The sequence below is a fragment of the Streptomyces sp. NPDC005302 genome (genome assembly GCF_040607345.1).
Taxonomy (GTDB): Bacteria; Actinomycetota; Actinomycetes; order Streptomycetales; family Streptomycetaceae; genus Streptomyces.
The window spans coordinates 132038-155213 of the sequence record NZ_JBEXGN010000011.1; the positions used below are offsets into that span (position 1 = coordinate 132038).

The 23176-nt window shown below is 72.3% G+C and carries 18 protein-coding genes; 6 read left to right on the forward strand and 12 right to left on the reverse strand.

What is annotated here, in order from left to right; all coding sequences use genetic code 11:
* Position 1: 1 nt before the first annotated feature.
* Positions 2–709 carry a response regulator transcription factor gene (locus tag ABZT74_RS18850; RefSeq protein WP_164373289.1) on the reverse strand — a complete coding sequence of 236 codons (708 nt, stop codon included), beginning with the start codon at positions 707–709 and terminating at the stop codon, positions 2–4.
* Positions 706–1995: a PspC domain-containing protein gene (locus ABZT74_RS18855; RefSeq protein ID WP_355876925.1), complete on the reverse strand. Its 1290-nt coding sequence runs from the start codon at positions 1993–1995 to the stop codon at positions 706–708. The genes ABZT74_RS18850 and ABZT74_RS18855 overlap by 4 nt, the downstream gene beginning before the upstream one ends.
* Positions 1996–2204: 209 nt before the next feature.
* On the opposite strand from ABZT74_RS18855, the gene ABZT74_RS18860 reads away from it, so the two are divergent.
* Both ABZT74_RS18860 and ABZT74_RS18865 read left to right on the forward strand, forming a co-directional pair.
* Entirely contained in the window at positions 2205–3578 is a 1374-nt protein-coding gene (locus ABZT74_RS18860; RefSeq protein WP_356436265.1) for a PspC domain-containing protein, read from the forward strand.
* Positions 3565–3792, forward strand: coding sequence for a hypothetical protein (locus tag ABZT74_RS18865; RefSeq protein WP_356436268.1), 228 nt, complete (start codon positions 3565–3567; stop codon positions 3790–3792). Before ABZT74_RS18860 ends, ABZT74_RS18865 begins: the two co-directional genes overlap by 14 nt.
* 34 nt (positions 3793–3826) lie before the next feature.
* On the opposite strand, the gene ABZT74_RS18870 is transcribed toward ABZT74_RS18865, so the two are convergent.
* Both ABZT74_RS18870 and ABZT74_RS18875 read right to left on the reverse strand, forming a co-directional pair.
* Positions 3827–4357 carry a DoxX family protein gene (locus ABZT74_RS18870; RefSeq protein ID WP_355876934.1) on the reverse strand — a complete coding sequence of 177 codons (531 nt, stop codon included), beginning with the start codon at positions 4355–4357 and terminating at the stop codon, positions 3827–3829.
* 221 nt (positions 4358–4578) lie between these two features.
* Positions 4579–5817, reverse strand: a complete 1239-nt coding sequence (locus ABZT74_RS18875; RefSeq protein WP_356436271.1) for a hypothetical protein — start codon at positions 5815–5817, stop codon at positions 4579–4581.
* 311 nt (positions 5818–6128) lie between these two features.
* Between ABZT74_RS18875 and ABZT74_RS18880 the strand changes: the two genes are divergently transcribed.
* On the forward strand, positions 6129–7010 hold the full coding sequence (locus tag ABZT74_RS18880; protein ID WP_356171143.1) for a DUF4429 domain-containing protein: 882 nt from the start codon (positions 6129–6131) through the stop codon (positions 7008–7010).
* Positions 7011–7051: 41 nt separating this feature from the next.
* On the opposite strand, the gene ABZT74_RS18885 is transcribed toward ABZT74_RS18880, so the two are convergent.
* A complete protein-coding gene (locus ABZT74_RS18885; RefSeq protein ID WP_355876943.1) occupies positions 7052–7846 on the reverse strand; it encodes a class II aldolase/adducin family protein in 795 nt (264 codons plus the stop codon).
* A 173-nt stretch (positions 7847–8019) separates the two neighbouring features.
* On the opposite strand from ABZT74_RS18885, the gene ABZT74_RS18890 reads away from it, so the two are divergent.
* Positions 8020–8490, forward strand: coding sequence for a pyridoxamine 5'-phosphate oxidase family protein (locus ABZT74_RS18890; RefSeq protein WP_356171146.1), 471 nt, complete (start codon positions 8020–8022; stop codon positions 8488–8490).
* A 26-nt stretch (positions 8491–8516) separates the two neighbouring features.
* Here ABZT74_RS18890 and guaA read toward each other — a convergent pair whose 3' ends face one another.
* Complete coding sequence (gene guaA, locus ABZT74_RS18895) at positions 8517–10097, reverse strand: glutamine-hydrolyzing GMP synthase (RefSeq protein ID WP_355876946.1); 1581 nt, start codon at positions 10095–10097, stop codon at positions 8517–8519.
* A gap of 326 nt (positions 10098–10423) precedes the next feature.
* Here guaA and ABZT74_RS18900 point away from each other — a divergent pair, with 326 nt between their 5' ends.
* Complete coding sequence (locus ABZT74_RS18900) at positions 10424–10708, forward strand: chorismate mutase (RefSeq protein ID WP_355876949.1); 285 nt, start codon at positions 10424–10426, stop codon at positions 10706–10708.
* A gap of 578 nt (positions 10709–11286) precedes the next feature.
* Here ABZT74_RS18900 and ABZT74_RS18905 read toward each other — a convergent pair.
* Positions 11287–12477, reverse strand: a complete 1191-nt coding sequence (locus ABZT74_RS18905; protein ID WP_356436274.1) for a hypothetical protein — start codon at positions 12475–12477, stop codon at positions 11287–11289.
* A gap of 220 nt (positions 12478–12697) precedes the next feature.
* Here ABZT74_RS18905 and ABZT74_RS18910 point away from each other — a divergent pair, with 220 nt between their 5' ends.
* Positions 12698–13723: an LAETG motif-containing sortase-dependent surface protein gene (locus ABZT74_RS18910; RefSeq protein ID WP_356436277.1), complete on the forward strand. Its 1026-nt coding sequence runs from the start codon at positions 12698–12700 to the stop codon at positions 13721–13723.
* A 117-nt stretch (positions 13724–13840) separates the two neighbouring features.
* Here ABZT74_RS18910 and ABZT74_RS18915 read toward each other — a convergent pair whose 3' ends face one another.
* From ABZT74_RS18915 to ABZT74_RS18935, 5 genes are all read right to left on the reverse strand, one after another.
* A complete protein-coding gene (locus ABZT74_RS18915; RefSeq protein WP_356436280.1) occupies positions 13841–15667 on the reverse strand; it encodes a GMC family oxidoreductase in 1827 nt (608 codons plus the stop codon).
* 80 nt (positions 15668–15747) lie between these two features.
* A complete protein-coding gene (locus ABZT74_RS18920; RefSeq protein WP_356436283.1) occupies positions 15748–17580 on the reverse strand; it encodes a succinic semialdehyde dehydrogenase in 1833 nt (610 codons plus the stop codon).
* Positions 17581–17730: 150 nt separating this feature from the next.
* A complete protein-coding gene (locus ABZT74_RS18925) occupies positions 17731–19443 on the reverse strand; it encodes a protein kinase (RefSeq protein WP_356436286.1) in 1713 nt (570 codons plus the stop codon).
* Positions 19444–19584: 141 nt separating this feature from the next.
* Positions 19585–21228, reverse strand: coding sequence for a serine/threonine-protein kinase (locus ABZT74_RS18930; protein WP_356436289.1), 1644 nt, complete (start codon positions 21226–21228; stop codon positions 19585–19587).
* Between the two features lie 59 nt (positions 21229–21287).
* Positions 21288–23006 carry a serine/threonine-protein kinase gene (locus ABZT74_RS18935; protein ID WP_356436364.1) on the reverse strand — a complete coding sequence of 573 codons (1719 nt, stop codon included), beginning with the start codon at positions 23004–23006 and terminating at the stop codon, positions 21288–21290.
* Between the last annotated feature and the right edge of the window lie 170 nt (positions 23007–23176).

A 23176-nucleotide genomic window follows, 5' to 3' on the forward strand; every position in this document is an offset into this window, starting at 1 on the left:
CTCACACCAGCCGTCGCGCCGTGGCCCACCGGGTCAGTTCGTGCCGGTTGGAGAGCTGCAGCTTGCGCAGGACCGCCGAGACGTGGGACTCGACCGTCTTGACCGAGATGAACAGCTGCTTGGCGATCTCCTTGTACGCGTACCCCCGGGCGATGAGGCGCAGGACCTCGCGCTCGCGCTGGGTGAGACGGTCCATGTCCTCGTCGACGGGCGGCGCGTCGGTGGAGGCGAACGCGTCGAGGACGAAGCCGGCGAGGCGCGGGGAGAAGACCGCGTCGCCGTCCTGCACGCGGAAGACGGAGTCGACGAGGTCCGTGCCGGTGATCGTCTTGGTCACGTAGCCCCGGGCGCCGCCGCGGATCACGCCGATGACGTCCTCCGCGGCATCCGAGACGGACAGCGCGAGGAAGCGGACCGGCTGCTCGGCGTCGGCCATCAACGGGGCGCAGCGGCGCAGCACTTCGACGCCGCCGCCACCGGGCAGGTGCACGTCCAGGAGGACGACCTCGGGGCGGGTGGCGGTGATGACCGTGACCGCCTGGTCGACGTCCGCGGCCTCGCCGACCACCTCGACGCCGGTCCGCTCGGTCTCCCCGATCTCGGCCTGCACGCCCGTACGGAACATGCGGTGGTCGTCGACGAGGACCACACGCACCCGGCGTCCGTCCTCGGTGCCGCCGGACTCAACAGGCTCGTTCGCGTCGCTCATGACGTCTTCTCCGCCCTCTCCATCTCCAGCTCGACCTCGGTGCCGCCGTCCGGCACCGCGCGCAGTCGCGCCGTGCCGCCGTTGCGCTCCATGCGGCCGATGATCGATTCTCTGACGCCCATGCGGTCGGCGGGTATCGCGTCGAGGTCGAACCCGGGGCCGCGGTCGCGGACGGACACGAAGACCGTCCTTCCCTCGACCTCGGCGTAGACCTGTACGGCGCCGCCGTCGCCACCGTACTTGGCCGCGTTCACCATCGCTTCCCGCGCGGCCTGCATCTGCGCCCTCAGGCCCTCGTCGAGCGGGCAGTCGCCGACGACGACGACCTCGATGGGGACGCCGTGCTTGTCCTCGACCTCCGCGGCGTCGCGCCGGACGGCCTCGGCGAGGGTGTCGGGCTCCTCGTCCTCGTCCTTGCCCGTCCCCTCCGGTTTGTAGAGCCAGGCCCGCAGGTCGCGCTCCTGGGCGCGGGCGAGGCGCCGCACCTCGCCGGGGCTGTCCGCGTTGCGCTGGATCAGCGTCAGGGTGTGCAGCACCGAGTCGTGGACGTGGGCGGCGACTTCGGCCCGCTCCTGCGCGCGGATGCGCATCAGGCGCTCCTCGGAGAGGTCCTGGGTCATACGGACGAGGTAGGGACCGGCGAGGAGCGCGATGCCGACCAGGACGGCGAGCGCCGCCTGGAGCACCGAGCCGAGGTGGGCGGCCGAGCCCTGGAGGACGAAAATCCCGGAGACGCCGGCGGTGACCAGCAGGACACCCGCCGCGGACCGCAGCAGCGTGAGCGTGCGGCGACGGCGGCCGACCTCGGCCCAGCGGGCCCGGCGCGCGTTGTCCGCCTGGCGCCACACCAGGGCGACACCGGCGCCGACCAGGACCGTGGGCCACAGATACGCCTTGGTGCCGCCGCCGAGATTCACGTTCCCGACGAAGACCAGGGCGACGACGACCATGAGGAGCAGGGCGACGATCTGGCCCTTGTCGGGCTTGCGGGCCACGAGCCTGCGGCGGCCGTCCGGCGAGGTCTCGGCGGTGAACGCCGGGGCGCGCCCGGCGCCGACACCGCCTACGCCGAGCGGCACGAAGAACCAGAACGCCGCGTACAGCAGGGCGCCGAGACCGTCCGCCATGAACAGGCCGACGAACATCAGGCGCAGCCAGATCACGGGCAGACCGAGGTGCCCGGCGAGCCCGCGCGCCACGCCCCCGAGCCAGCGTCCGTCGCTGCTGCGGTAGAGCTTGCGCGAGGGCCGCGGGTCGTCGACGGGCAGAGTTGCGGCTTCCGGCATGGCATCGATGGTCACACGCCCGGCGGGCCCGGGCATCAGGGTCGGCCCCGGATAGTCCCCTGATCTTCCCGATCAGCCCGTGGATCTTCAGGATCCGGCGCCCGAACGGCCCCCGCCCCTCTCCTCGGATGCCCTCGGGGCCGGATCTCAGGGTTCTGCCAGGGTCGTCCCGACTGCCGCCGGGCCCTCCCGCCCGTCACCATGGACGCATGACAGATCAGCAGCACGCGGCGGCGGAGCCGGGTCCCGGTCCCGCGCCGGGTGATGAGCGGCGCGCTCCCGGGGAGCACGGCGGGGCGGGGCGGGGCGCGACCGCGATCTCCGACGTCCCGGACCGGTTCCGGCGCGACCGCCGACAGAAGATGATCGGCGGGGTCTGCGCCGGGCTCGGCCGGCAGTGCGACATGGATCCGGTGATCTTCCGGATCGTGCTCGCTGTGCTCTCCGCGACCGGCGGCATCGGCCTCATCTTCTACGGGTTCGCCTGGCTCTTCGTCCCGTACGACGACGACGAGGAGAACGAGGTCCGCAAGCTGCTCACCGGCCGCGTCGACGGGCAGGCGCTGGCCGCCGTGCTGTTCGCGCTGGTCGGCTGCGGTGTCTTCCTCTCGATGCTGAACAACGGCAGCGTGCTGACGTTCGCCGTGGTCCTCTCGCTGCTGCTGGCGGGCGCGGGGTACTGGTCGCGGCACCGCGACGCTCCCGACGCCGACCCGCTCGCCGCGCAGGCGGCCGCCGACGCCCCGCCGGAGGCGCAGGCCCCACCGGTGCCGGCGTCGTACCCGTCCTGGTGGCGCGACCCGATCGTCAAGGACGGCTCCCATGTCGGGGGGACCGGCTACCTGTGGGGGCCCGGGGAGACCCAGGACCGGGACGTGGCGGCGGCGCTCAACATCGCCCGCGGCACCTCACGGTCCGACCCGCGCACGGGCCGGGAGCGCAGACAACGCGGCTCGCGCTGGATCGGCGGCTGGGTCTTCCTCCTCGCGCTGCTGGCCGGCGGCCTCGGCACCGGGCTGACCTGGGACGACCAGGCACTCGGCACCAGCCTCCAGGCCGGGCTCGCCGCCGCGCTCGTCGTGTTCGGCCTGGGCATCGCCCTGAGCGCCTTCCTCGGGCGTACGGGTGCGGGATCGATCTTCCTGGCCGTCGTGACGGCGGGCCTGCTGGCCGCCTCCGCCGCCCTGCCGAAGGACATCACCACGCACTGGGTGCGGACCGACTGGATCCCCGTGTCGGCGGCCGACGTCCGGCCCGACTACGACCTGGGCACAGGCGTCGGCACGCTCGACCTGAGCAACGTCGACCTCGCCAAGGGGCAGACCGTGAAGACGAACGCGCAGGTGGGCGCGGGCCGGCTGAAGGTGATCGTTCCCAAGGACGCGACGGTACGGCTCACCATCGAGGTGGGGGTCGGGGACATCCAGCTGCCGGGCGACAACGAGAAGGACGTGGACGTGGAACCGGGCAAGCACAAGCAGCTGACCCTGCCTCCGGCGACGGTCGTCAAGGACGGCGGCACTCTCGACCTCGACCTCCAGGTCGGCGTGGGCCAGGCGGAGGTGGCCCGTGCCGCGTCATGAGTTCCAGCCGGGGAAGCTGGTCGCGGGCCTCGCCCTCACCGGCGCGGGCATCGCGTTCGCCGGGGATGCGGGCGGCTGGTGGGTCACCCCGTGGTTCGTGATGATCCCCGTCGTCGTCGGCGGCCTGTGCCTCGGGGGCGCGGTGGCCTCCGTGACCCACGCGGTACGCGAACGCCGCGCGGACGGACGCCCGCGCGGCGTGGGTTCTTCTTGATCCGGCCCTGGTCGTAGGTCCTCTTGATCCGGACCTAGTTGTAGGTCCCGGCGCGTTGCCTGCGCCGGGACCGCAGCGCCGCGTCGACGGAGAAGACGGAAGCACCCGCCAGGACGAGGGGGAGCCACGCCATGAGGTAGATCAGGTCGTTTCCGTAGTAGTACGGGTCCGATGCCCAGCTCACGGTCAGCCACAGGCTGAGTGAGATGAGGGCGCCGCCGAGTGCGGCGATGCGGGCCAGCAGGCCGATCAGGGTGCCGATGCCGACGGCCAGTTCACCGAACGCGATGGCGTACCCGAAGCCGACGGGGCTCTTGAGGGACAGGTCCACGAGGGCCGGGATCGCGGAGGAGTCGCGGACCGTGCGCATCATGTCGCCGATCGAGCCCGAGCCGGAGGACTTCAGGAAGGCGCTGTCCGTGAGTTTGTCCAGGCCGGCGTAGATGAAGGTGACGCCGAGGAAGATGCGTAGAGGGAGCAGGGCGTAGCGGCTCGCGGTGTCCCGCAAACCTCGCCTCTCCTCGAGATACGGGTCGTGCGTGTCCGACCGCATACCGTGAGTCATCGCTCTCCGCCGCCTCTCACCCATGTTCTGTTGACCCCTCAACAGACCATACGTACGAAGGCGCTTCCGCGCTCAACGCGGGCCGGCTTTTCTTGCCCGGCTCCACAAGGCACCAGGGCCGGCCTTCGCCAGCCGTTCCCCGCCCCCTCCGCCCCCTGCCCTTCCCGACCCCCGGGACTCGGCCCCGGACCCCGCTCCTCAAACGCCGGAGGGGCTGAAACTCACTCCGTCACGTCGATGCCGTACCGATTCGTCTCGACGCCCGCCGCTGTCACCACCTGGACCTCGACCCGTCCGGCCTCCACGTCCACCGGTACTGGCACGGTGAGTACCGCGTCGGTCGGGTTGCTGAAGCCTCCGGGCACCGGGACCAGCGGGACGTGTACGTGTACCGCCCCGATCCGCACCACCATCCGCGAAAGCCGCGCGGCGCCCTGCGCGCCCGGCGGCACGAAACCGGCCCCCCGGATCTCGATGTCGTCCCCGGTGCGGATCGGCGCGTCCAGGTCGCCCGCCTCGCGGGCGCGGACCACGGAGAGGATCACCGGCCGACCGCCCTCGGCGTACTTCCCCGCGAGATAGGTGGCCGCGGACACCATCACCAGCCCGGCAAGTCCCCACGGAAGGTCCGGCAACTGCGAGGGCCGCCGCGCCAGCAGCACCACCGCGAAGGCCAGAGCGGCCCCGCTGATCACGATGTACTGGATGTCCGCGAAGCTGCCGCGCCCGGAGTCGTCGGTCAGCAGGTCGGCCGCGCGCGGCCGGTCCGCGCGCACCTTCTGCAGCCGCTGCCCGAGCACCCGCAGCCCCACCACCCTGCGCACGAGCACCGCGACCCCGCAGGCCACGGCGACGACGGTCACGACCCCGGCGCCCCGGGCGAGTTCGAGCCCGGCGATGAGTTCGTCGCGCCGGCCGTGCGCGGAGGCGACGGCCAGTTGTCCCACCAGCACGAGGACGGCGTACACGGCGAGCAGCACCCAACCGGCGGCCACCGCGCGGGAGGTGGAGAGACGGTTGTCCTCACCGATGACCGGCGCGATGGCGCCGCCCCGCGCCCGGTGCAGCCACGCCGCCCCCGTCAGCAGTCCCGCGAGGCCGACCGCGGCGAGCAGCCCGGCGGTCCGCGCCGCCGTCCAGCCCGCGCCGATCGCGGTGAGCGCCTGCACCAGCAGGAGGGCGACGGTGGCGCCCCAGACCGTGTACGCGGTGTACCGCCACAGTCGTCCCAGCCAGGCCTCGCCGTCGAGACGTCCGCGTTCGGCGACGAGGTCCGCGGACTGGGTGAGTTCGTCGGACACCCACTGCCGGGACGCGGAGGCGGAGTGCGCGACACCGGCGGGCAGCCCCCGCCCGGACGCCAACGCGTCGCGTTTGGCGAGGAATTCGGCGACCGCGCGCCGGTGCCCCGTACGCGCCCCGTGCGGGCAGTCCCCGCACGTGCAGCCACCCTCGTGCACGCCCGCTCCCCCGCCCCGTGTCCCACCCTGTCCGCCGCCCGGGCCGCTGCCCCTGCCCGCGTCACGGCCGCCGCCCTGCCCGGTGCCCGATCCGGCACCCGACCCGGCACCGTGCCCCGCACCGTGTCTCGCCTCCTGCACCGCCACGTCCACTGCCGCCTTCCCGCGCCGGAACTCTCGTACAGCCGACCCACAACTGCCCCTTATCGACAGCGAATTGTGCCGTACGGAGCGCTGGGCGCACTCGTCAGGTCGGGTCGGCGCGGGTGAAGTGCGGGACTGCGTGTTGACCCGGCTGCGAGAATTTCCCCATGGCCGAGATCATCCAGCGTGACGGGACCTGGGCCTTCGACGGCAGCACGGTCCGGATCACGCCGGGACTGCACCGCAGCGTCCCGCTGTTCCGGCAGACGTACGGCGAGGTCTCCGTCCCTCTGGAGGCGGTCGCGGGCGTCGCCCACGAACCCGAGCGCAAGCGCGGCCGGCTGAGACTGCGGCTGCGTGAGGGCGCCGATCCACTGCTCCAGGCGACCGGGGGCCGGCTCCCGGACGCGGCGGACCCCTACCGGCTGGCGGTCGACGTGGACCGTTCCGGGGTCGCCGCGTACGTCGCCGAGGAGATCCGCCGCGCGCTGCTGCTGGAGCAGATCCCGAAGGAACCGGCGACGGCGTATCTGCTCACGGGCCCGCCCGTCCCGGTGTCGGTCCGGTCGAGCGACGGGACGGTGTCCTTCGACGGCGCGCAGGTGCGGATCGACTGGACGGAGACCTCGGACCGGGTCAAGCGGGCGACCGGGCCGCGGATCATCGCGACGGCCGACCTGATGCAGGTCGAGTGGCTGCCCAACTCCGGCTTCGAGGACGGATTCCTGCGCTTCGTGACGCGGGACGCGGTGTTCTCGAAGCTGCCGCCGGAAAAGGACCCGTACGCCCTCCACCTGTGGGGCAGCACCCGCCGTGACCTGCTCACGGCTCTGGTCGCCACGGCGGTCACGGCACGGCTGCCGCATCCCTCGACGCGCACCGGGGAGGTGTCCGAGGGTCCCCGGACGACGCAGGTCGTGCCGCCGCGCGCCGACCACCACGACGTACTGCTGCGCCGGCTGCGGGAGTTGGGCGACCTGCACCGGGACGGCGTGCTGACGGACGAGGAGTTCGCCCTGACGAAGGCGGCGGTCCTGCGTGGCTTCTAGCCGCATCCCGCCGCACCAACCGGGTGATCCGGACGGCGGGTCTAGCTCAGCAGGTCCGGTTCGCTGCGGCTGATGTCCTGCCACAGGGGCTGGTAGTTGATCCAGGCGACCAGGTCTCCGCCGAGTTGTTCGCGGGTGGCGACGGCCTGTTTGTGGTCGATGACGAGGGGCCGGCCGGCGGCCCTCGCGGTGAGCTGGACCTGGCTGGAGCGCTCCATGGACAGGAACCACCAGGCCGCCGCGTCCACCGAGTCCCCGACGGTCAGCAGCCCGTGGTTGCGCAGCACCAGCGCCTTGCGGCTGCCCAGGGCGTTGGCGATCCTGCGGCCCTCCTCGGCGTCGACGGCGACGCCGGTGTACGCGTCGTAGAGGGCGTGGTCCTCGTAGAAGGCGCAGCTCTCCTGGGTGATCGGGTCGAGCAGGTCGCCGAGGGCGGCGAGGGCGCGGCCGTGCACGGAGTGGCAGTGGGCGACGGCGACGACGTCGGGGCGGGCCGCGTGGACCTGGGAGTGCACGGTGAACGCGGCCTGGTTGACGTGATAGCGGCCCTGGACGACCTGGCCGTCCTGGTTGGCCATGACCAGGTCGCCCACGGTGACGTGCTTGAAGGGCATGCCGAAGGGATTGACCCAGAAGCAGTCGCTGTACTCCGGGTCGCGGGCGGTGATGTGCCCGGAGACACCGTCCTCGAACCCGAGCCGCCCGAACAGGCGCAGCGCGCCGGCCAGCCGCTCCTTGCGGTGCTGCCGTTCGTCGTCGAGTGACTCGTGCATCGGCGGCATGGCGAACCGCAGCTGGTCGGTGGGGCGGGGCAGGGGCGGGGTGGGCCCGTGCATAGGTCCTCCAGCACTGGCGTGTTCGGTACGGAGCGGAAGTTACCCGGGGTCAGCCCAGGAGAACAGGGGTGTCATGGGGAGACATGGTGTTCTGGGGGAGAAAAGACGGGACGGGAACAGGACGCGTCGGAAACACGACAGAAGATGTCGGGTATGGGCGTCAGACTCGGACCATGAACTGGGCAGCCCTCTCCGCAGCCGAACCCGGACTCGCCGCCACGGTCGAGGACCGTTTCGGCGCCTTCACCCACCACACCCTCGCGACCCTGCGCCGGGACGGCTCACCCCGTACCTCCGGCATCGAGGTGCGCTTCGTCGGCGGCGAGCTGTGGCTCGGCATGATGCCGGACTCGCTGAAGGCCCTCGACCTGCGCCGCGACCCGCGCTTCGCGCTCCAGGCGAACCCGGGGGCCGGTACGGGCATGGGCGGCGGCGACGTCCGCGTGAGCGGCCGGGCCGTCGAGGTCGGCGACGACGACCCCGCGAAGGCCGCGTACGTGAAAGAGGTGGAACCGCCGCAGCCGTTCCACCTCTTCCGCACCGAGCTGACGGAGGTCACGCGGACCCACGTCGAGGACGACACGTATCTGGTCGTCCAGGTCTGGAACCCCGGCGCGCCGGTGCGCACGCTCAGGCGGACCTAGGTGCTTCTACGCCCCGCGCGGGAGGACTACTCCCACTCGATCGTGCCCGGGGGCTTGCTCGTCACGTCGAGCACGACGCGGTTGACGTCCGCGACCTCGTTCGTGATGCGCGTCGAGATCTTCGCCAGGACGTCGTACGGCAGCCGGGACCAGTCGGCCGTCATGGCGTCCTCGCTGGACACCGGACGGAGCACGATCGGGTGGCCGTACGTCCGGCCGTCGCCCTGGACACCCACGCTGCGCACGTCCGCGAGCAGGACGACCGGGCACTGCCAGATGTCCCGGTCGAGACCGGCGGCGGTCAGTTCCTCGCGGGCGATCGCGTCGGCGGCGCGGAGCAGGTCCAGCCGCTCCTTGGTGACCTCGCCGACGATGCGGATGCCGAGGCCGGGACCGGGGAACGGCTGGCGCTGGACGATCTCGTCCGGCAGGCCGAGCTCCTGGCCGACCATCCGGACCTCGTCCTTGAACAGCTGGCGCAGCGGCTCGACGAGCTGGAACTCCAGGTCCTCGGGGAGGCCGCCCACGTTGTGGTGGGACTTGATGTTGGCCGTGCCGGTGCCGCCGCCGGACTCGACCACGTCCGGGTACAGCGTGCCCTGCACGAGGAACGCGACGTCCTCGCCCTCGGCGGCCTCGGCGATGATCTCCGCCTGGGCCTGCTCGAAGACGCGGATGAACTCGCGCCCGATGATCTTCCGCTTCTCCTCGGGGTCCGAGACGCCCTTGAGCGCGGTGAGGAAGCGCTCCTCCGCGTCCACGACCTTGAGCTGGACGCCGGTCGCGCCGACGAAGTCCTTCTCGACCTGCTCGGTCTCGCCCTGGCGCATCAGACCGTGGTCGACGTACACACAGGTGAGCTGGGAGCCGATGGCCTTCTGGACGAGGGCCGCGGCGACCGCGGAGTCCACACCGCCGGACAGACCGCAGATGGCGCGCTTGGTGCCGACCTGCTCGCGGATGAGGGCGACCTGCTCCTCGATGACGTTGCCGGTCGTCCAGGACGGGGTGAGACCCGCGCCGCGGTACAGGAAGTGCTCCAGGACCTGCTGGCCGTGCGTGGAGTGCATGACCTCGGGGTGGTACTGGACGCCGTAGAGCTTCTTCTCGTCGTTCTCGAAGGCGGCGACCGGGACGACGTCCGTGGAGGCCGTGACGGTGAAGCCCTCCGGGGCGGCGGAGCAGGCGTCGCCGTGCGACATCCACACCGGCTGCTCGTCCGGGGTGCCCTCGAAGAGGGTGGAGCCGGACTTCGAGACATGCAGCCCGGTCCGGCCGTACTCGCGGGCGCCGGTGTTGTCGACCGTGCCGCCGAGGGTCGTCGCCATCAGCTGGAAGCCGTAGCACATGCCGAAGACGGGGACGCCCGCCTCGAAGAGCGCGCGGTCCAGGCGCGGGGCGCCCTCCGCGTACACCGACGAGGGGCCGCCGGAGAGGATGATCGCGGCCGGGTTCTTGGCGAGCATCTCCTGGACCGGCATGGTGCTCGGCACGATCTCGCTGTAGACCCGGGCCTCACGGACGCGACGGGCGATGAGCTGGGCGTACTGCGCACCGAAGTCGACGACCAGGACGGTGTCGGGGGCGGCGTGGGACGCTTCTGGCACGGTCTGCCTTCCGGCGGTGAGCAAAGGGTGTGTAGGGGCGATTCTACCGGGGGCGGCGTGGGGGTGGCGCCGCCCGTCCTCCCGGCCCCGGTCTCACGATCCGAACCGGCTTGGCCGCGGCTCCCGCACGCGTGCATACTGCCGTCATGCTCACGCACACGACGTTCCTGTTTACCTATGGCAACCGGCCCACCGGCTGCCATGGTCGTGCTGCTTGAGCAACTGACAAGCGACTTCCCAGGCGCCCCGGGCCGACAAGGCCCGGGGCGTCTGCCGTTTCCGGGCCCGACGGCCACGGGGCACCCCTTCCACCGAGGAGCCCCGCCATGACCGACGTACTCGACAAGACCGGCGCCCGCACCGACGAGGCCGCGGACGTGATCACCGGTGCCCGTGAGCGCATCGACGCCCTCGACGACCGGATCATCGGTCTCGTCCAGGAACGGATGGCCGTCTCGGCGGTGATCCAGGAGGCCCGGATCACCTCGGGCGGCCGCCGGGTGAACCTCTCGCGCGAGATGGAGATCCTCGGCCACTACAGGGAGGCGCTCGGCAAGCCGGGCACCCCGCTGGCCATGACCCTCCTCGAATTGTGCCGCGGCCGGGTCTGACCCCTGCGGCGGCAGGGCGTCGGGCCGACGGTGTCCAGGGCGGCCGGCCCCTTACCCGGCGCACGCACGTACGCATTCCCTCTCACCCGTACGGCGCGTGACCGGGGCGCGGCGGGCTTCGTTTCTCCTGGTGTCCGTGCCAGCCAGGGGCGGGCCCGAAAGAACCACGCGTGGCTCCGCTGGAGCGATGAGACGTACGGATCGTGCCGTGCGTCGTGGGACCTCGCTCCAGGTGGTGTGACCGGACGGCAGGGGACAGCAGCCCGGTCACTCATGAACGGTCGGCTCCGGGGACGCCCGGGGCCGTCCGGCGGAATCTGTTCAGGGATGCCGGACGGTTGCGGAGGCCGTAGCGACATCGCACGAGCGAGAACAGCGCACAACTGAATCCGTGCCGCGGCCCCCTTGCCGCGGGCACCCATGACCAGCGGCGCACCCCCCCCGGCGCCGCCTCCAGGCACCGGCGCTGCCCTGACGTCGGTGCTGACGGAAGAAAGGCCCCGCGGACACCGTTCCGCGGGGTCTTTCGCCGTGCCCGGGCGCGGACCCGGCGAGGGGGCGTGCGGGCGTGGACGGTCTCAGGTGCGGGACAGCGTGCCGCAGGTGCCCTCGGCGGAGCTGCTGACGCCGCGGCTGCGGTCGTAGGGGTCGACGGTCGGGCCGGTCGGCGGCGCGCCGGAGGGGCCGGTCGAGTCGAAGTACGGGTGCAGGAAGCCGTCGTAGACGTCGCAGGCCGAGTTGCCGATGTCCTCGCTGTACCGCCGGATCTGCACCTTGCCGGGGGTGACCTGGAACTTCCGCGGATCGGAGAACCCGATGTCGAGGACGCGGCGCACGATGGTGCGGGTGACCTCGGTGGAGTTCCCGTCGGCCGGGGTCACCGGATAGACGAAGGTGTAGTCGGCGTGGATGGCGACGGACGCGTTCTCGCCTTCCTTGAACGTGATCCGGCCGCGCGTCTTGACCACCTTTCCGACCAGGCGGACCTCGGCGGGGTCGAAGCGGCTGAAGAGCGCCAGCGGATCGTGCTTGCGGTCCGGTGCGCGCAGCCACTGGTTCACGTCGTGGACCATGCCGGGCAGCCGGGGGTCGAGGACGGAGATCGCCGCGGCGGGGCGCTCCCCGCGCAGTGCCGCCGGGTCGAGGTTCGCCCCGACGAGCAGCGTCCTCGTGTTGTCCAGCGCGGTGTCGACCTGCTCCTTGGTGAGCGAGCCGACGGGGGTGGCCTTCGGCAGGACGATGCCGGCCGCGCCGTCGGCCCAGCGCTCGGCGGGCGACCCGGCGAACGGCCGGTCCAGGGTGGGCGTTCCGGAGTCGTCGGAGGAGGGCGGCGCGGTCGGTGCCGCGGTCTCGACGGGCAGCGGGAGCGCTTCCGCGGGAGCGTCGGGCGCACTGCCGAAGGGGTCGCCCGGCAGCAGGGACGGCTTCATCGCGACGACCACGACGGCGACGGCGAGCGGGATGCCGAGAACGGCCCACAGCCGGCGGCGCCGGGCGGCGCGTCCGTCCATCTCCCGCCACGCGGGACCGGTCCGCCAGCCCTCGGGCTGCGCGGGTCGCGGCGGGCTCCTGCGGAAGATCCGGCGGGAGGTGCGCTCGGATTCCCGGGCGTCCTCCTGACGCAGCCGCTCGGTCACCAGGCGGGCCCGCGCGGACGGTTCCTTCGGCGCGGAGCTCCGGATGTCGCGCTCGTTGTCGAGCGCGAAACGCTCCCACACATCGTCAGGAACCGCTGGTGGCCCGGTTTCCCCGGGCTGCTTGTCAGACACGAGGGTCAGTTCTAAGCGGCTCGAATGCCTGTACACAAGGCGCACAGGGTTGTGACTCAGCCCACATAAGAATTCTGTGAAGTTCCGGACAACCCTTTCCGGCCTTCGCCGGTCACACCTGCAGAACCAACGGCCACACCCGCGCCCCACAGCGGAGGCCTCGTCCGCACCACCCACCCGTGCGCCTCGCGTCGACGCGCACCGGACTCCCGAGGTCTTCATGAAGATTCGCCGTGCCCTGGCCACCGCGGCCGCGACGGCTGTCATAGCCCCGCTCGCGCTGCTGTCGGTCGCCCCGGCCGCCTTCGCGGAGGAGAACGCCACCCCGAGCCCGAGCGCGTCCGCGTCCCCTTCGGAATCGGCCTCCGCGAGCCCGGCCGAGACGACTCCCGAGCCCACGGACGCCGCGTCCGCCTCGGCGACGGCCACCACGCCGGGCGGCTCCGGCTCCTCCGCGTCGGCACCGGCGTCCGCGTCGGCTCCGGCGTCCGCGTCCGTGTCGGCCTCGCCCTCCTCCTCCGCCTCGCCGAGTCCGAGCGAAAGCACTCCGGCCGACATCTGCGTCGACGAGAACGGTGAGGACGTCAGCGAGCTGAGCGCCGACCTCACCAGCAGCCTCACGGGCCTGCCCCAGCGGATCGTCGCGGGCAGCGGCTGGACCGGCTTCGCGTACAACGTCTCCAACCACGGGGACCGCGCCATCGCGGACATCACGCCGCTGATCGGCGTCGCGGCCGCGGGCTGGAACGGCAAGGACTACTCGGGCAAGATCACCGTCCAGGTCCTCGACAAGGCCTCCGGCTCCTGGAAGGAGGTCGCCGGCGCGGCGGGCGAGGGCGGCACGTTCTCCCCGTTCTCGCTGAACGCGGGCGCCTCCACCTCGTACCAGCTCCGGCTGAGCGTCAGCGGCAAGGTGCCGGACGCCATCGGCATCACCGCGGGCTTCGCGCAGTACGCGGACGACGCGGGCTGCTGGATCGCCGACGACCCGAACGGCTGGATCTACGAGTTCGCGATCCTGGCCGCCGGTTCCGACGCGGGCGACCCGCCGGACTCCAAGCCGCAGACCGGTGGCTCGAAGGAGATCAAGGACGTCAAGACGGTGGACGCGACCGGCTCGCTCGCCGAGACGGGTTCGTCCTCCGCCCTGCCGACCATCGCGCTCGCCGGCGGTATCGCCGTCGTCGCCGGTGCCGGTGCGCTGGTCGTCGTCCGCCGCCGCAAGTCCGGTGACGCGACCGCGTAGCACGAGCGGACAGCACGCACGCGGGCCCCGGCCCCGTACACGAAGAAGGACCTGCGCTCGGAGGGGGGCGCAGGTCCTTCTCGTGTGGTCCTTCTTCTCGGTTCCGCCGCGTCCGGGCTACGCCTTCGGCGGCACCGTCGGCATGCCCAGGAAGGGGAGCCGCAGCGCGCCGAACGCGTCCGCCGGGACCGCCGGCCGGAGCGGCTCGACCGCCTTGAGGCGCTCGTACGCGGCACCCGGCGCCGGACGCGCGTCGGCTTCGCCCTTGTTGGGCCAGAACGACATCGCGCGCTCGGCCTGTGCCGTGATGGTCAGGGACGGGTTGACGCCGAGGTTCGCGGAGACGGCCGAACCGTCGACCACGGAGATCCCCGGGTGGCCGTACAGCCGGTGGTAGGGGTCGATGACGCCGTCCTCGGCCCCCGCGCCGATCGGGCAGCCTCCGAGGAAGTGCGCGGTCAGCGGCGTGCCCATCAGCTCGCCGACGTTGCTGCCCGCGAAGCCGTTGATCTCCTCGGCGAGGGTGGTGGCCGCCTGCGAAGCCGCCTTGATCTGCTTGGGGTTGGGGGCGCCGTGCCCCTGACGTGCCGTCAACAGGCCCTTGCCCGCGCCCTTCGGCTTCAGGTAGGTCGTCAGGGAGTTGTCGATCGACTGCATGACGAGCCCGATGATGGTGCGCTCGGACCAGCGCCGGTTCGACAGCGACCGGAGCACGAGGAGCGGGTGCCGGGCCGCGTTGGCGAACCAGCCCGCCACCCTCGACGAGCCCTCCGCGTAGGGGACCTGGAGGATGGACAGGCCGCCCATCGCGTTGGATCCCCTGCCGTAGCGGACGGGTTCGATGTGCGTGTTCTCGTCCGGGTGGATCGAGGACGTGATCGCGACACCCTGGGTGAAGTCGGCCTTGGGCGTTCCGTGCAGCTTGCGGTACCGGCGGTCGTCGGTCTGCGCGCCCACCAGCGCCTCGGAGTTGGTGCGGGTCAGCTCGCCCAGCCGCTTCGACAGGTACGGGAGCCGGCCGCTCGCCTTCATCCGGTGCAGCAGGGTCTGGGTTCCGTACGTGCCGGCCGCGAGGACGACCCGGCGCGCGGTGAGGGTGCGCCCTTCCCCCTTGCGCCGCTCGTCCGTCGGGAGCGTCTGCACGGCGTACCCGCCCCGCGAGTCGTCCGTGACGGACACGACCGTCGTCATGGGGTGGACGACGGCGCCCGCCTTCTCCGCGAGGTAGAGGTAGTTCTCGTTGAGGGTGTTCTTCGCGCCGTGGCGGCAGCCGGTCATGCACTCGCCGCACTCGGTGCACGCCTTGCGCGCGGGGCCCGCGCCGCCGAAGTACGGGTCGGCGACCTCCTGGCCCGCCGTCGCCTTCGCCGATCCGTCCGCGTCCTGTCCGTCGCCGAAGAACACGCCGACCGGCGCCAGGTGGAAGCTGTCGCCGACGCCCATCCGCTCGGCGGCCGCCTTGAGATGGACGTCCGACGGGGTCATCGTCGGGTTGAGCCGCACACCCAGCATGCGCCGGGCCTGGTCGTAGTACGGCTTCAACTCCTCCTCCCAGTCGGTGATGTCCTTCCACTGCGGGTCCTCGAAGAACGGCTTCGGCGGTACGTAGAGGGTGTTGGCGTAGTTGAGGGAACCGCCGCCCACTCCGGCGCCCGCGAGGACCATCACGTTGCCCAGCAGATGGATGCGCTGGATGCCGTACATGCCGAGCCGGGGGGCCCAGAGGTAGTTCCTGATGTCCCAGGAGTTCTTGGGGAGCGACTCGCGGGTGAAGCGCCGGCCCGCTTCGAGGACACCGACGCTGTACCCCTTCTCCGTCAGTCGCAGCGCGGTGACGGAGCCCCCGAAGCCGGAGCCGACGACGAGGACGTCGTAGTCGTACGTTCCCTCGCCGGTGTCCGCTCCCGCGTCCGGCTGTTCCTGGACAGAGCTCTCCTGTGACACGTGCTGCTCTCCTCGTCGAGAACGGTTGGGACGCGTGGGGATTCCGCTGCGAGTACGGGTGGGACCGGGGAAGGCGGCGGCTACCGGAGCCGGAACGCCTTCATGACCTTCAGGCTCCGGCTCATGAACGCCGCGTACTTCTCGTCGTCCATGCCGAGGGACGGGGCCATCGGCAGCAGGCGCTGCTGGGCGACGGTCTGCGCCTCGGTGTACTTGAGGATGCCCTCGGAGCCGTGCCGGCGGCCGAGGCCCGAGTCCTTCATGCCGCCCATCGGCGACTGGACGCTGCCGTACGCGGGCGCGTACCCCTCGTTGACGTTCACCGTGCCGGTGCGCAGCCGGGCCGCGACCGCGCGGCCCCGCCGGCCGTCCTTCGTCCAGACGGACGAGTTCAGCCCGTACGGCGTGGAGTTGGCGAGTTCGACGACCTCGTCCTCGGTGGAGAAGCGGTACAGCGAGACGACGGGTCCGAAGGTCTCCTCGGCGCAGACGGCCATCGGGGCCTCCACACCGTCGAGGATGGTGGGCTCGAAGAAGTACGGGCCGACGTCGGGGCGGGCGACACCGCCCGCGAGGACCGTGGCGCCCTTGGCGACGGCCTCCTCGACGTGTCGCGTCACGGTCTCCAGCTGACGCTCGCCGACCAGCGAGCCCATGTCCGCCCCGTAGGCGAGGGACGTGCCGAGGCGCATGGCGCGGGTGCGGGCGGCGAACCGCTCCGCGAACGCGTCGGCGACCGACTCGTGGACGTACAACCGCTCGATGGAGATGCAGAGTTGGCCGGCCGAGGAGAAGCAGGCGCGGACGGCGCCCGCGGCGGCCTTGTCGATGTCGGCGTCCTCCAGGACCACCATCGCGTTCTTGCCGCCGAGTTCGAGGGAGACCCCGACGAGCCGGGCGGCGGCGCCCTGGGCGACCTCGCGGCCGGTGCGCGTGGAGCCGGTGAACGAGACGTAGTCGGCGTGCCGGACGACCTCGGGTCCGACGACGGGCCCGTCCCCGAGGACGACCTGGAAGACCTCGGCGGGCAGCCCGGCCTCGATGAGGAGGTCACGCGCCCACAGGGCGGTCAGGCAGGTCTCGGTGTCGGGCTTCATGACGACCGCGTTGCCCGCGACGAAGGCGGGCAGCGCGTCGCCGACCGACAGCTCCAGCGGGTAGTTCCAGGGCGCGATCTGCCCGATGACACCGCGCGGGTGGCGCAGTTCGGTGACCTTGGTGAGGGTGGGGACGGCGCCGGTGTGCCGCTTGGGGCGCAGATACGAGGGCGCCTTGCGGCCGTAGTGCCGGGCGGCGACCACGACGGCCTGGACCTCTTCGTGCGCGTGCAGCCGGGCCTTGCCGGTCTCCAGCTGGATGAGGTCGAGCACCTCGGCCTGGCGTGCGAGCACGAGGTCGTGGAAGCGCAGCAGGACGGCGGCGCGCTGCCGGACCGGGGTGGCGCCCCAGGCGACCTGGGCGGCGCGGGCCCGCTCGAAGGCCTTCTCGACGTCCTCGGGGGTGGACTCGGGCAGGTCGGCCAGCTTCTCGCCGGTGAACGGCGTGTGGTTGGCGGTCCGCCCGGACCCGACGACTCCCTTGGTGAGCTGTGCGACCAGCTCGGGGGTCACGACGTCCGCCGCGGTACGCGCGCCGGAGGGGGCGGTGGCGAGGGGGTTGGTGCCGACGGGCGCGGTGCTCACGCCCGCCGCGTCCGCGAGCGGGGCGGCGGCGACCGGGTCCGCCGCGGAATCCGGCGTCTCGGCGACCGCCGCCGGCACCGCGTCGGGCGCCTCTGCGGCGGGGGCCGGATCCGTGTCGGGCAGCGCGGCGGCTCCGGCCGTCGCGTCGGCGGCGGCCGTCTCGTCGGCGGCGGCCGTCTCGTCGGTGCCGGTCTTTTCCGTGGCCTGCTCCGCGGCCTGCGAGTCCGTCATGAGCCGCAGGGTATGCCCGCTCGCCCCCTTTGGGTACCCGTCGGTAACGTCCTTTCACGGACCACTCACACAACGCCAGCGATCACTGGCAGCAAACACGCTGATCAGGGCGTTGTCAGTACGGCCATCGCCGGGGCGGCACTTTTTCGCTCACAGCTTGTCCACGTCGAGGTTCGCGATGGCCTGCCGGGCGACCTCGCGGCCGCGCTCGGTGAAGTCGCCCTTGCCCGGGTAGCTGACCGTGAGCTTGTACATGTCGCCGGCCGCCGACTTGTAGTAGAAGAGCCGCAGCTCACGCGGGCGCGGGTTCTGGCTGTCGGTGGTCGTGTACGTCAGCGTGTTCTCGGCGGACTTCCTGCCCTGGTAGGTCGTGGCCCCCTCGGTCCTGGTCCGCGGGCCCTCGGGCATGCTCAGGCTGTACTCGCCGCTCTCCTTGAAGTCGCCGTTGTCGGCGTACATCTCGGCCGCCGCGGAGTCCTTGATCTCCTTGTTCGCGTCCTCGGACTTCCTGGCGAGGGTCAGTCCGATCCAGATGCTGCCGCTCCAGTCGGTGTACGTGACCCAGTGCCCCTTGTCCGAGGACCGGTCCGGGGTGGCCTTCTGGTACTCGGCGGGCACCGCCAGCGTCGCGGCGACGTCCGCCACGTGGTGCTTCTTCCATCCGTCGGGCAGCGGACCAGCGAACGGGTCGGCGATCACCAGGTACGCCGCCACCGCGACGGCGAGAACCGCGGCGCCCAGGCCGAGCAGCGTCCTGCGTCCGAGCCGGACGCCCGGGCCGTCGGCGTTCCCCGTTCCCATCGGGCTCGCGACGGTGACGACCTGGGTCGGCGCGGGCGCCGGAGGCCGCGCGGCCTCCTCCAAAAGGCGCCGGACCCGGTCCGCGCCGGGGCGGTGCGAGGGGTCCTTGCCGAGCAGGCCGTTGATCACCTCGGCGAGCGGACCCGCGGCCGAGGCGGGCGCGGTCGGCGTGGAGTTGAGCACCGACTGGAGGGTGGCGGGCGTGTTGCTGCGGCGGAAGGGCGAGACGCCCTCGGTCGCCGTGTAGAGCACCACACCCAGCGACCAGAGGTCGGACGCGGGGCCCGGTCGCTGCCCCAGCACCCGCTCCGGGGCGATGTACTCGGGCGAGCCGACGAAGCCGCCGGTGTCGGTGAGGCTGGTCTCGCCCTCGATCTGGGCGATCCCGAAGTCGGTGAGCACGACCCGGTCGTGCCGGCCGAGGAGCACGTTGTCGGGCTTGACGTCCCGGTGCAGGATGCCCGCCGCGTGCGCCGCCTCCAGCGCGCCGAGCACCTCCAGGCCGATCCGGGCGGCCTCGCGGACACCGAGGGTGCCCTCCTGGAGGGCGTCGCCGAGCGAGCGGCCGCTGACCAGCTCCATGACGATCCAGGGCTGGCCGTCCACGACCGCCACGTCATGGACGTTCACGACGGCGGGGTGGTCGAGCCGCGCCGCCGCGCGCGCCTCGCGCCGCATCCGCTCGTACACATTGGCGCGTTCACGCTCGGGAAGATGGTCCGGGACGCGCGGCTCCTTGACGGCGACCTCACGGTCCACGGTCTCGTCCTTGGCCCGCCACACCGTGCCCATACCGCCGTGCCCGAGCTTGGAGAGCAGCCGGTAGCGGCCGGCGATGAGCCGCCCGGCTCCCGGTTCCTCCACGGGCTGCGCCGGAGGCTCCTGCTGCTCCGGCCGGGTCTGCTCCGGGACGACCCGGGTGGGCGTGGCGTACGGATTGCCCGGGTACGGAACGGCGGCCTGCGCCTCCGGCTGCCGTCCCGGCACGGCGGGCCGTGGTGGTTGCAGACCGAAACTCGTCGGTTCTTCGCCCCCGTGAGGGACTCCCCCGTTGTCGCTCATGGGTCCATCTCTATCGCGGCGGGGCCGTCGGCATCCAGCCCTGTCGGCCGCCGGTCACAGACCCGTGACGCACGCCATCCCTTATCTCCCGTTTATGCGTCTACGGGCGAACCGCGGCGCCGCCGCGGCCCGTTCGGCCGGTCAGGTACGGGCGAAGGTGTCCACGGCCACGTCGAAGTACTCCTTCGCCTCCGTCAGGCGCCCGACCGGCGCCGACACCCACAGGTCGTACATCCGGCCGCCCTCCTCCCAGCACAGGTCGTAGGTGTGCCGGGCGCCCTCGGCCGCGGTGAAGCCGTTCCAGGTGAACTCCCAGAGGGCGGCGGGGTGTCCGCCGTGCGTGGTCCGGGTGACCCTGCCGTCGCGGTAGCCGGGGTTGGTGGAGGAGCCCTCGCCGGCCGCCCGGCGCATCACACCGAGCGGGCCGCCCGACGCGGGTTCGGACACCTTGACGCCGAGGCGGAAGACCTGCCCGGGCGACATGTAGAAGACCCGCTCCCCCTGCGGGTCCCGGGTGAAGTCCTCGGGCACGGCGAGCGCGAAGCCGTACGGATCGGAGGCCAGGCGGTATCCGGAGGGAGGCGCGGGGCGGGAACTGGTGGCGGTCGCGGGTTCGCGCCGGGTGACCGTGGGTGTGACACCGGCGGGCGACGCCGGGTGGGTGCCGGACGCCGAAGGGCCGTTGCCGGGGGTGCGGGACGTGCTGCCGGGCGCGCTCGACGCGGGCGGCGGGCCGTTCCCGTCACCGCCGTCGTGCATCAGCAGGGCCGCCGCCGAGACCCCCGCCCCGGCCATCGCCGCGACCAGCGCGGCGGCGACCAGCAGACCTCGCGCGGACTGCTTGGGCGGGCGCTCGTCCGTCGTACCGGAAGGAGGCGACGGCCGGGGCGCGGGCCGGTGCAGCGGGTTGTCCCGCCGGGTGGGCGTGTACGGGACGGACCACCGCGGGGTGCGGCCGGTGTCCCGGAAGGCGCGCAGCAGCCGCTCCGCCTCCGCCGCGTCGATCCGCAGCTCGGGGTCGCGCTCCAACAGGCCCCGCACGACGGGCAGCAGGGGCGCGGCCTGGGCCGGGGGACGGATCTCGTCGACGACGACCGCGTGCAGGATGCCGCCCAGCGAGTCGCGCCGGAAGGGGGACGCGCCGCTCAGCAGCGTGCACAGCAGCGCGCCGAGCGACCACAGGTCGGACTCCGGCCCGGTCCTGGCCCCGGCCATCCGCTCGGGCGCGGTGTACTCGGGCGAGCCGACGAACGCGCCGCTCTCGGTGAGCGTCGTGGCGCCCGCGACCTGGGCGATTCCGAAGTCGGTCAGGACGACCCGGTCGGTGCCGGCCTCGACGAGGACGTTGGCGGGCTTGAGGTCACGGTGCAGGACACCGGCCTCGTGCGCGCGGCGCAGCGCCCCGAGCAGGTCGATGCCGATCCGGGCGGCCTCGCGGGCGTCGACCGGGCCGCGCGCCGAGATCCGCTCGGCGAGCGAGCCGCCGTCGATCAACTCCATGACGATATACGGGCGTTCGTCGTCCACGACGACGTCGTGCACGACGATGATGTGCGGGTGGTGCAGCTGGGCCACGGCGCGCGCCTCGCGCAACGTGCGGTCCCGCTGGAGGCGCGTCTCCTCGGCGGAGAGCGAGTCGTCGAGGACGAGTTCCTTCACGGCGACCTGACGGCCGAGCAGTTGGTCGGTGGCACGCCAGACCACGCCCATGCCGCCCCGGCCGATTCTCGCCTCCAGCCGGTAACGGCCCGCGATCACACGGACGTTCTCCCCCTCGGTCCCCATGGGCCCCATGATGCACCAACGGACGGAGACCCTCCGGAGCGGTGTCGTCGCCGTGGGTGTTATCCGGCCTCGTCCCAGCTGCGCAGCACCGCGCCGAACTGCTGACGCGTCACGATCCAGTCCTCCAGCGGCGAGGACATGTAGATCGCGTACTCGACGCCCTTGCGGGAGATGTAGGTCTCCTCGATGGCGCGGCGCGGCCCGGGGAAGTCGGTCTTGCCCTCCTCGGCGGTCCAGGTGAAGTCCCAGAGGGAGCCGCGGCAGTCCCGGAAGGTGTTGGCCTGGAGACTCGAGCTCGCGTAGTCCTTCAGCTTCTTGACCTGCTGCTCCAGGTCGAGCTGATGGCGGTACGGATCGTCGAAGTCGGGTGAGTCGTCGATGGCGATGCGGATGAAGTGCTGGCCGCCGTCGGGGGTGTAGTCGATCTGGGAACCGGTGACCTTCCGTACCCAGTCCTTGCCGGGCACGGCGAGGCGGAAGCCCAGGGGATCCTTCACCCGTACCCAGCCCTTCGGCAGACCGTCGGCCGGTGCCTTGGAAGCGCTGTCCGAGGGCGTCGGCTTGTCGCCGGTGCCGGTGCCCTTGCTCCCGCCCGTCGAGGCGGAGGAGGTGTCGTCGTGCCGCCAGTCGTCCGCGTACCGCATGACCACGGCACCGCCGCCGCCGACCAGCGCGGCCATGACCAGGACGAGCGCGACGGTACGGCCGCGCCGCCGCTTGCCCGGAACCGGGCCGCCGGGCGCGGGCAGAGGCTGGTACGCGGTCCCGGCGGGACCTCCCCCTCCGGTACCGGACGGCCCATAGGGCTGACCTCCGTAGGACGGACCACCGTGGGTCCCGCCCCCCTGGGTGCCACCCCCGTAAGTCCCGCTCCCGCCGGGTCCGTTCCCCCGGGCCGCGTTCGGCTCCACCCGCGTGTCGGTGTGCCGGGCCGTCGGTACGTGGGCCTGCGCCGTCCGCGGGCGGCGGCCCTCGGCGGCCTCGGCGAGCATCTCCTCGGCCTCCGCGGGACCGGGCCTGGCCTCGGGGTCCTTGCTGAGCAACGCGGCGATGACCGGCTCCAGCGCACCCGCGTTCCGCGGCGGCTCGGGTTCCTCGTCGACGACCGCCTGCATCGTCGTCAGCGGGGAGGTGCGCCGGAACGGCGAGCGTCCCTCCACCGCCGTGTACAGCGTGGCCCCGAGGGCCCACAGGTCGGAGGACGGGCCGGGATCGTGGCCGCGCACCCGTTCGGGCGCGAGGTAGTCGACGGACCCGACGATCTCGCCGGTGCGGGTGATGGTCGTGTCGCCCTCGACCTGCGCGATCCCGAAGTCGGTGAGCAGCACACGCCGGTCGGGCGACAGCAGGACGTTGCCCGGCTTCACGTCACGGTGCAGCACGCCGGCGGCGTGAGCGGCGCGCAGCCCACGCAGCACCCACAGCCCGATCCGCGCCGCCTCGGCCGGTTCGATCCGGCCCCGGTCCTTGACCTCGTCGGCCAGCGAGTTGCCCTCGACCAGCTCCATGACGATCCAGGGCCGGTTGTCGTGATCCAGCACGTCGTGGATGGTGACGACGGCCGAGTGGTTGATCCGGGCCGCGGCCCGCGCCTCGGCATGCGTACGGGCGAGCAGCCGGGCACGGTCGCCCTCGGCGGCGTACAGCGCGGCGGTCAGCTCTTTGACCGCGACCGTGCGGTGCAGCACCTCATCGTGCGCACGCCACACCCGGCCCATGCCACCGCTGCCGATGGAGTCCACAAGCCGGTAGCGGCCCGCAAGGAGCAGGCCCTGCATCTGATTCACGTTTCCCCGCAATGGTCTTGACAGGGTCAGACTAAAGATCGGTCACCGCACAGGGAACAAGCGGGGTCGTACGGAGACAGCACTGTGACGGTTCTCCCTTCCGTGTACGGGAGGGAACCGTCCGGTGTTCAGCCGTCCTCAGCTGCCTGAACGCGGCCCGG

Bases quoted from the DNA above. Each gene is read 5' to 3' on its own strand.
- ABZT74_RS18850 (WP_164373289.1), bottom strand. From the start codon at position 709: ATGAGCGACGCGAACGAGCCTGTTGAGTCCGGCGGCACCGAGGACGGA.
- ABZT74_RS18855 (WP_355876925.1), bottom strand. From the start codon at position 1,995: ATGCCGGAAGCCGCAACTCTGCCCGTCGACGACCCGCGGCCCTCGCGC.
- ABZT74_RS18860 (WP_356436265.1), top strand. From the start codon at position 2,205: ATGACAGATCAGCAGCACGCGGCGGCGGAGCCGGGTCCCGGTCCCGCG.
- ABZT74_RS18870 (WP_355876934.1), bottom strand. From the start codon at position 4,357: ATGACTCACGGTATGCGGTCGGACACGCACGACCCGTATCTCGAGGAG.
- ABZT74_RS18880 (WP_356171143.1), top strand. From the start codon at position 6,129: ATGGCCGAGATCATCCAGCGTGACGGGACCTGGGCCTTCGACGGCAGC.
- ABZT74_RS18885 (WP_355876943.1), bottom strand. From the start codon at position 7,846: ATGCACGGGCCCACCCCGCCCCTGCCCCGCCCCACCGACCAGCTGCGG.
- ABZT74_RS18890 (WP_356171146.1), top strand. From the start codon at position 8,020: ATGAACTGGGCAGCCCTCTCCGCAGCCGAACCCGGACTCGCCGCCACG.
- ABZT74_RS18900 (WP_355876949.1), top strand. From the start codon at position 10,424: ATGACCGACGTACTCGACAAGACCGGCGCCCGCACCGACGAGGCCGCG.
- ABZT74_RS18910 (WP_356436277.1), top strand. From the start codon at position 12,698: ATGAAGATTCGCCGTGCCCTGGCCACCGCGGCCGCGACGGCTGTCATA.
- ABZT74_RS18920 (WP_356436283.1), bottom strand. From the start codon at position 17,580: ATGACGGACTCGCAGGCCGCGGAGCAGGCCACGGAAAAGACCGGCACC.
- ABZT74_RS18925 (WP_356436286.1), bottom strand. From the start codon at position 19,443: ATGAGCGACAACGGGGGAGTCCCTCACGGGGGCGAAGAACCGACGAGT.
- ABZT74_RS18930 (WP_356436289.1), bottom strand. From the start codon at position 21,228: ATGGGGACCGAGGGGGAGAACGTCCGTGTGATCGCGGGCCGTTACCGG.
- ABZT74_RS18935 (WP_356436364.1), bottom strand. From the start codon at position 23,006: ATGCAGGGCCTGCTCCTTGCGGGCCGCTACCGGCTTGTGGACTCCATC.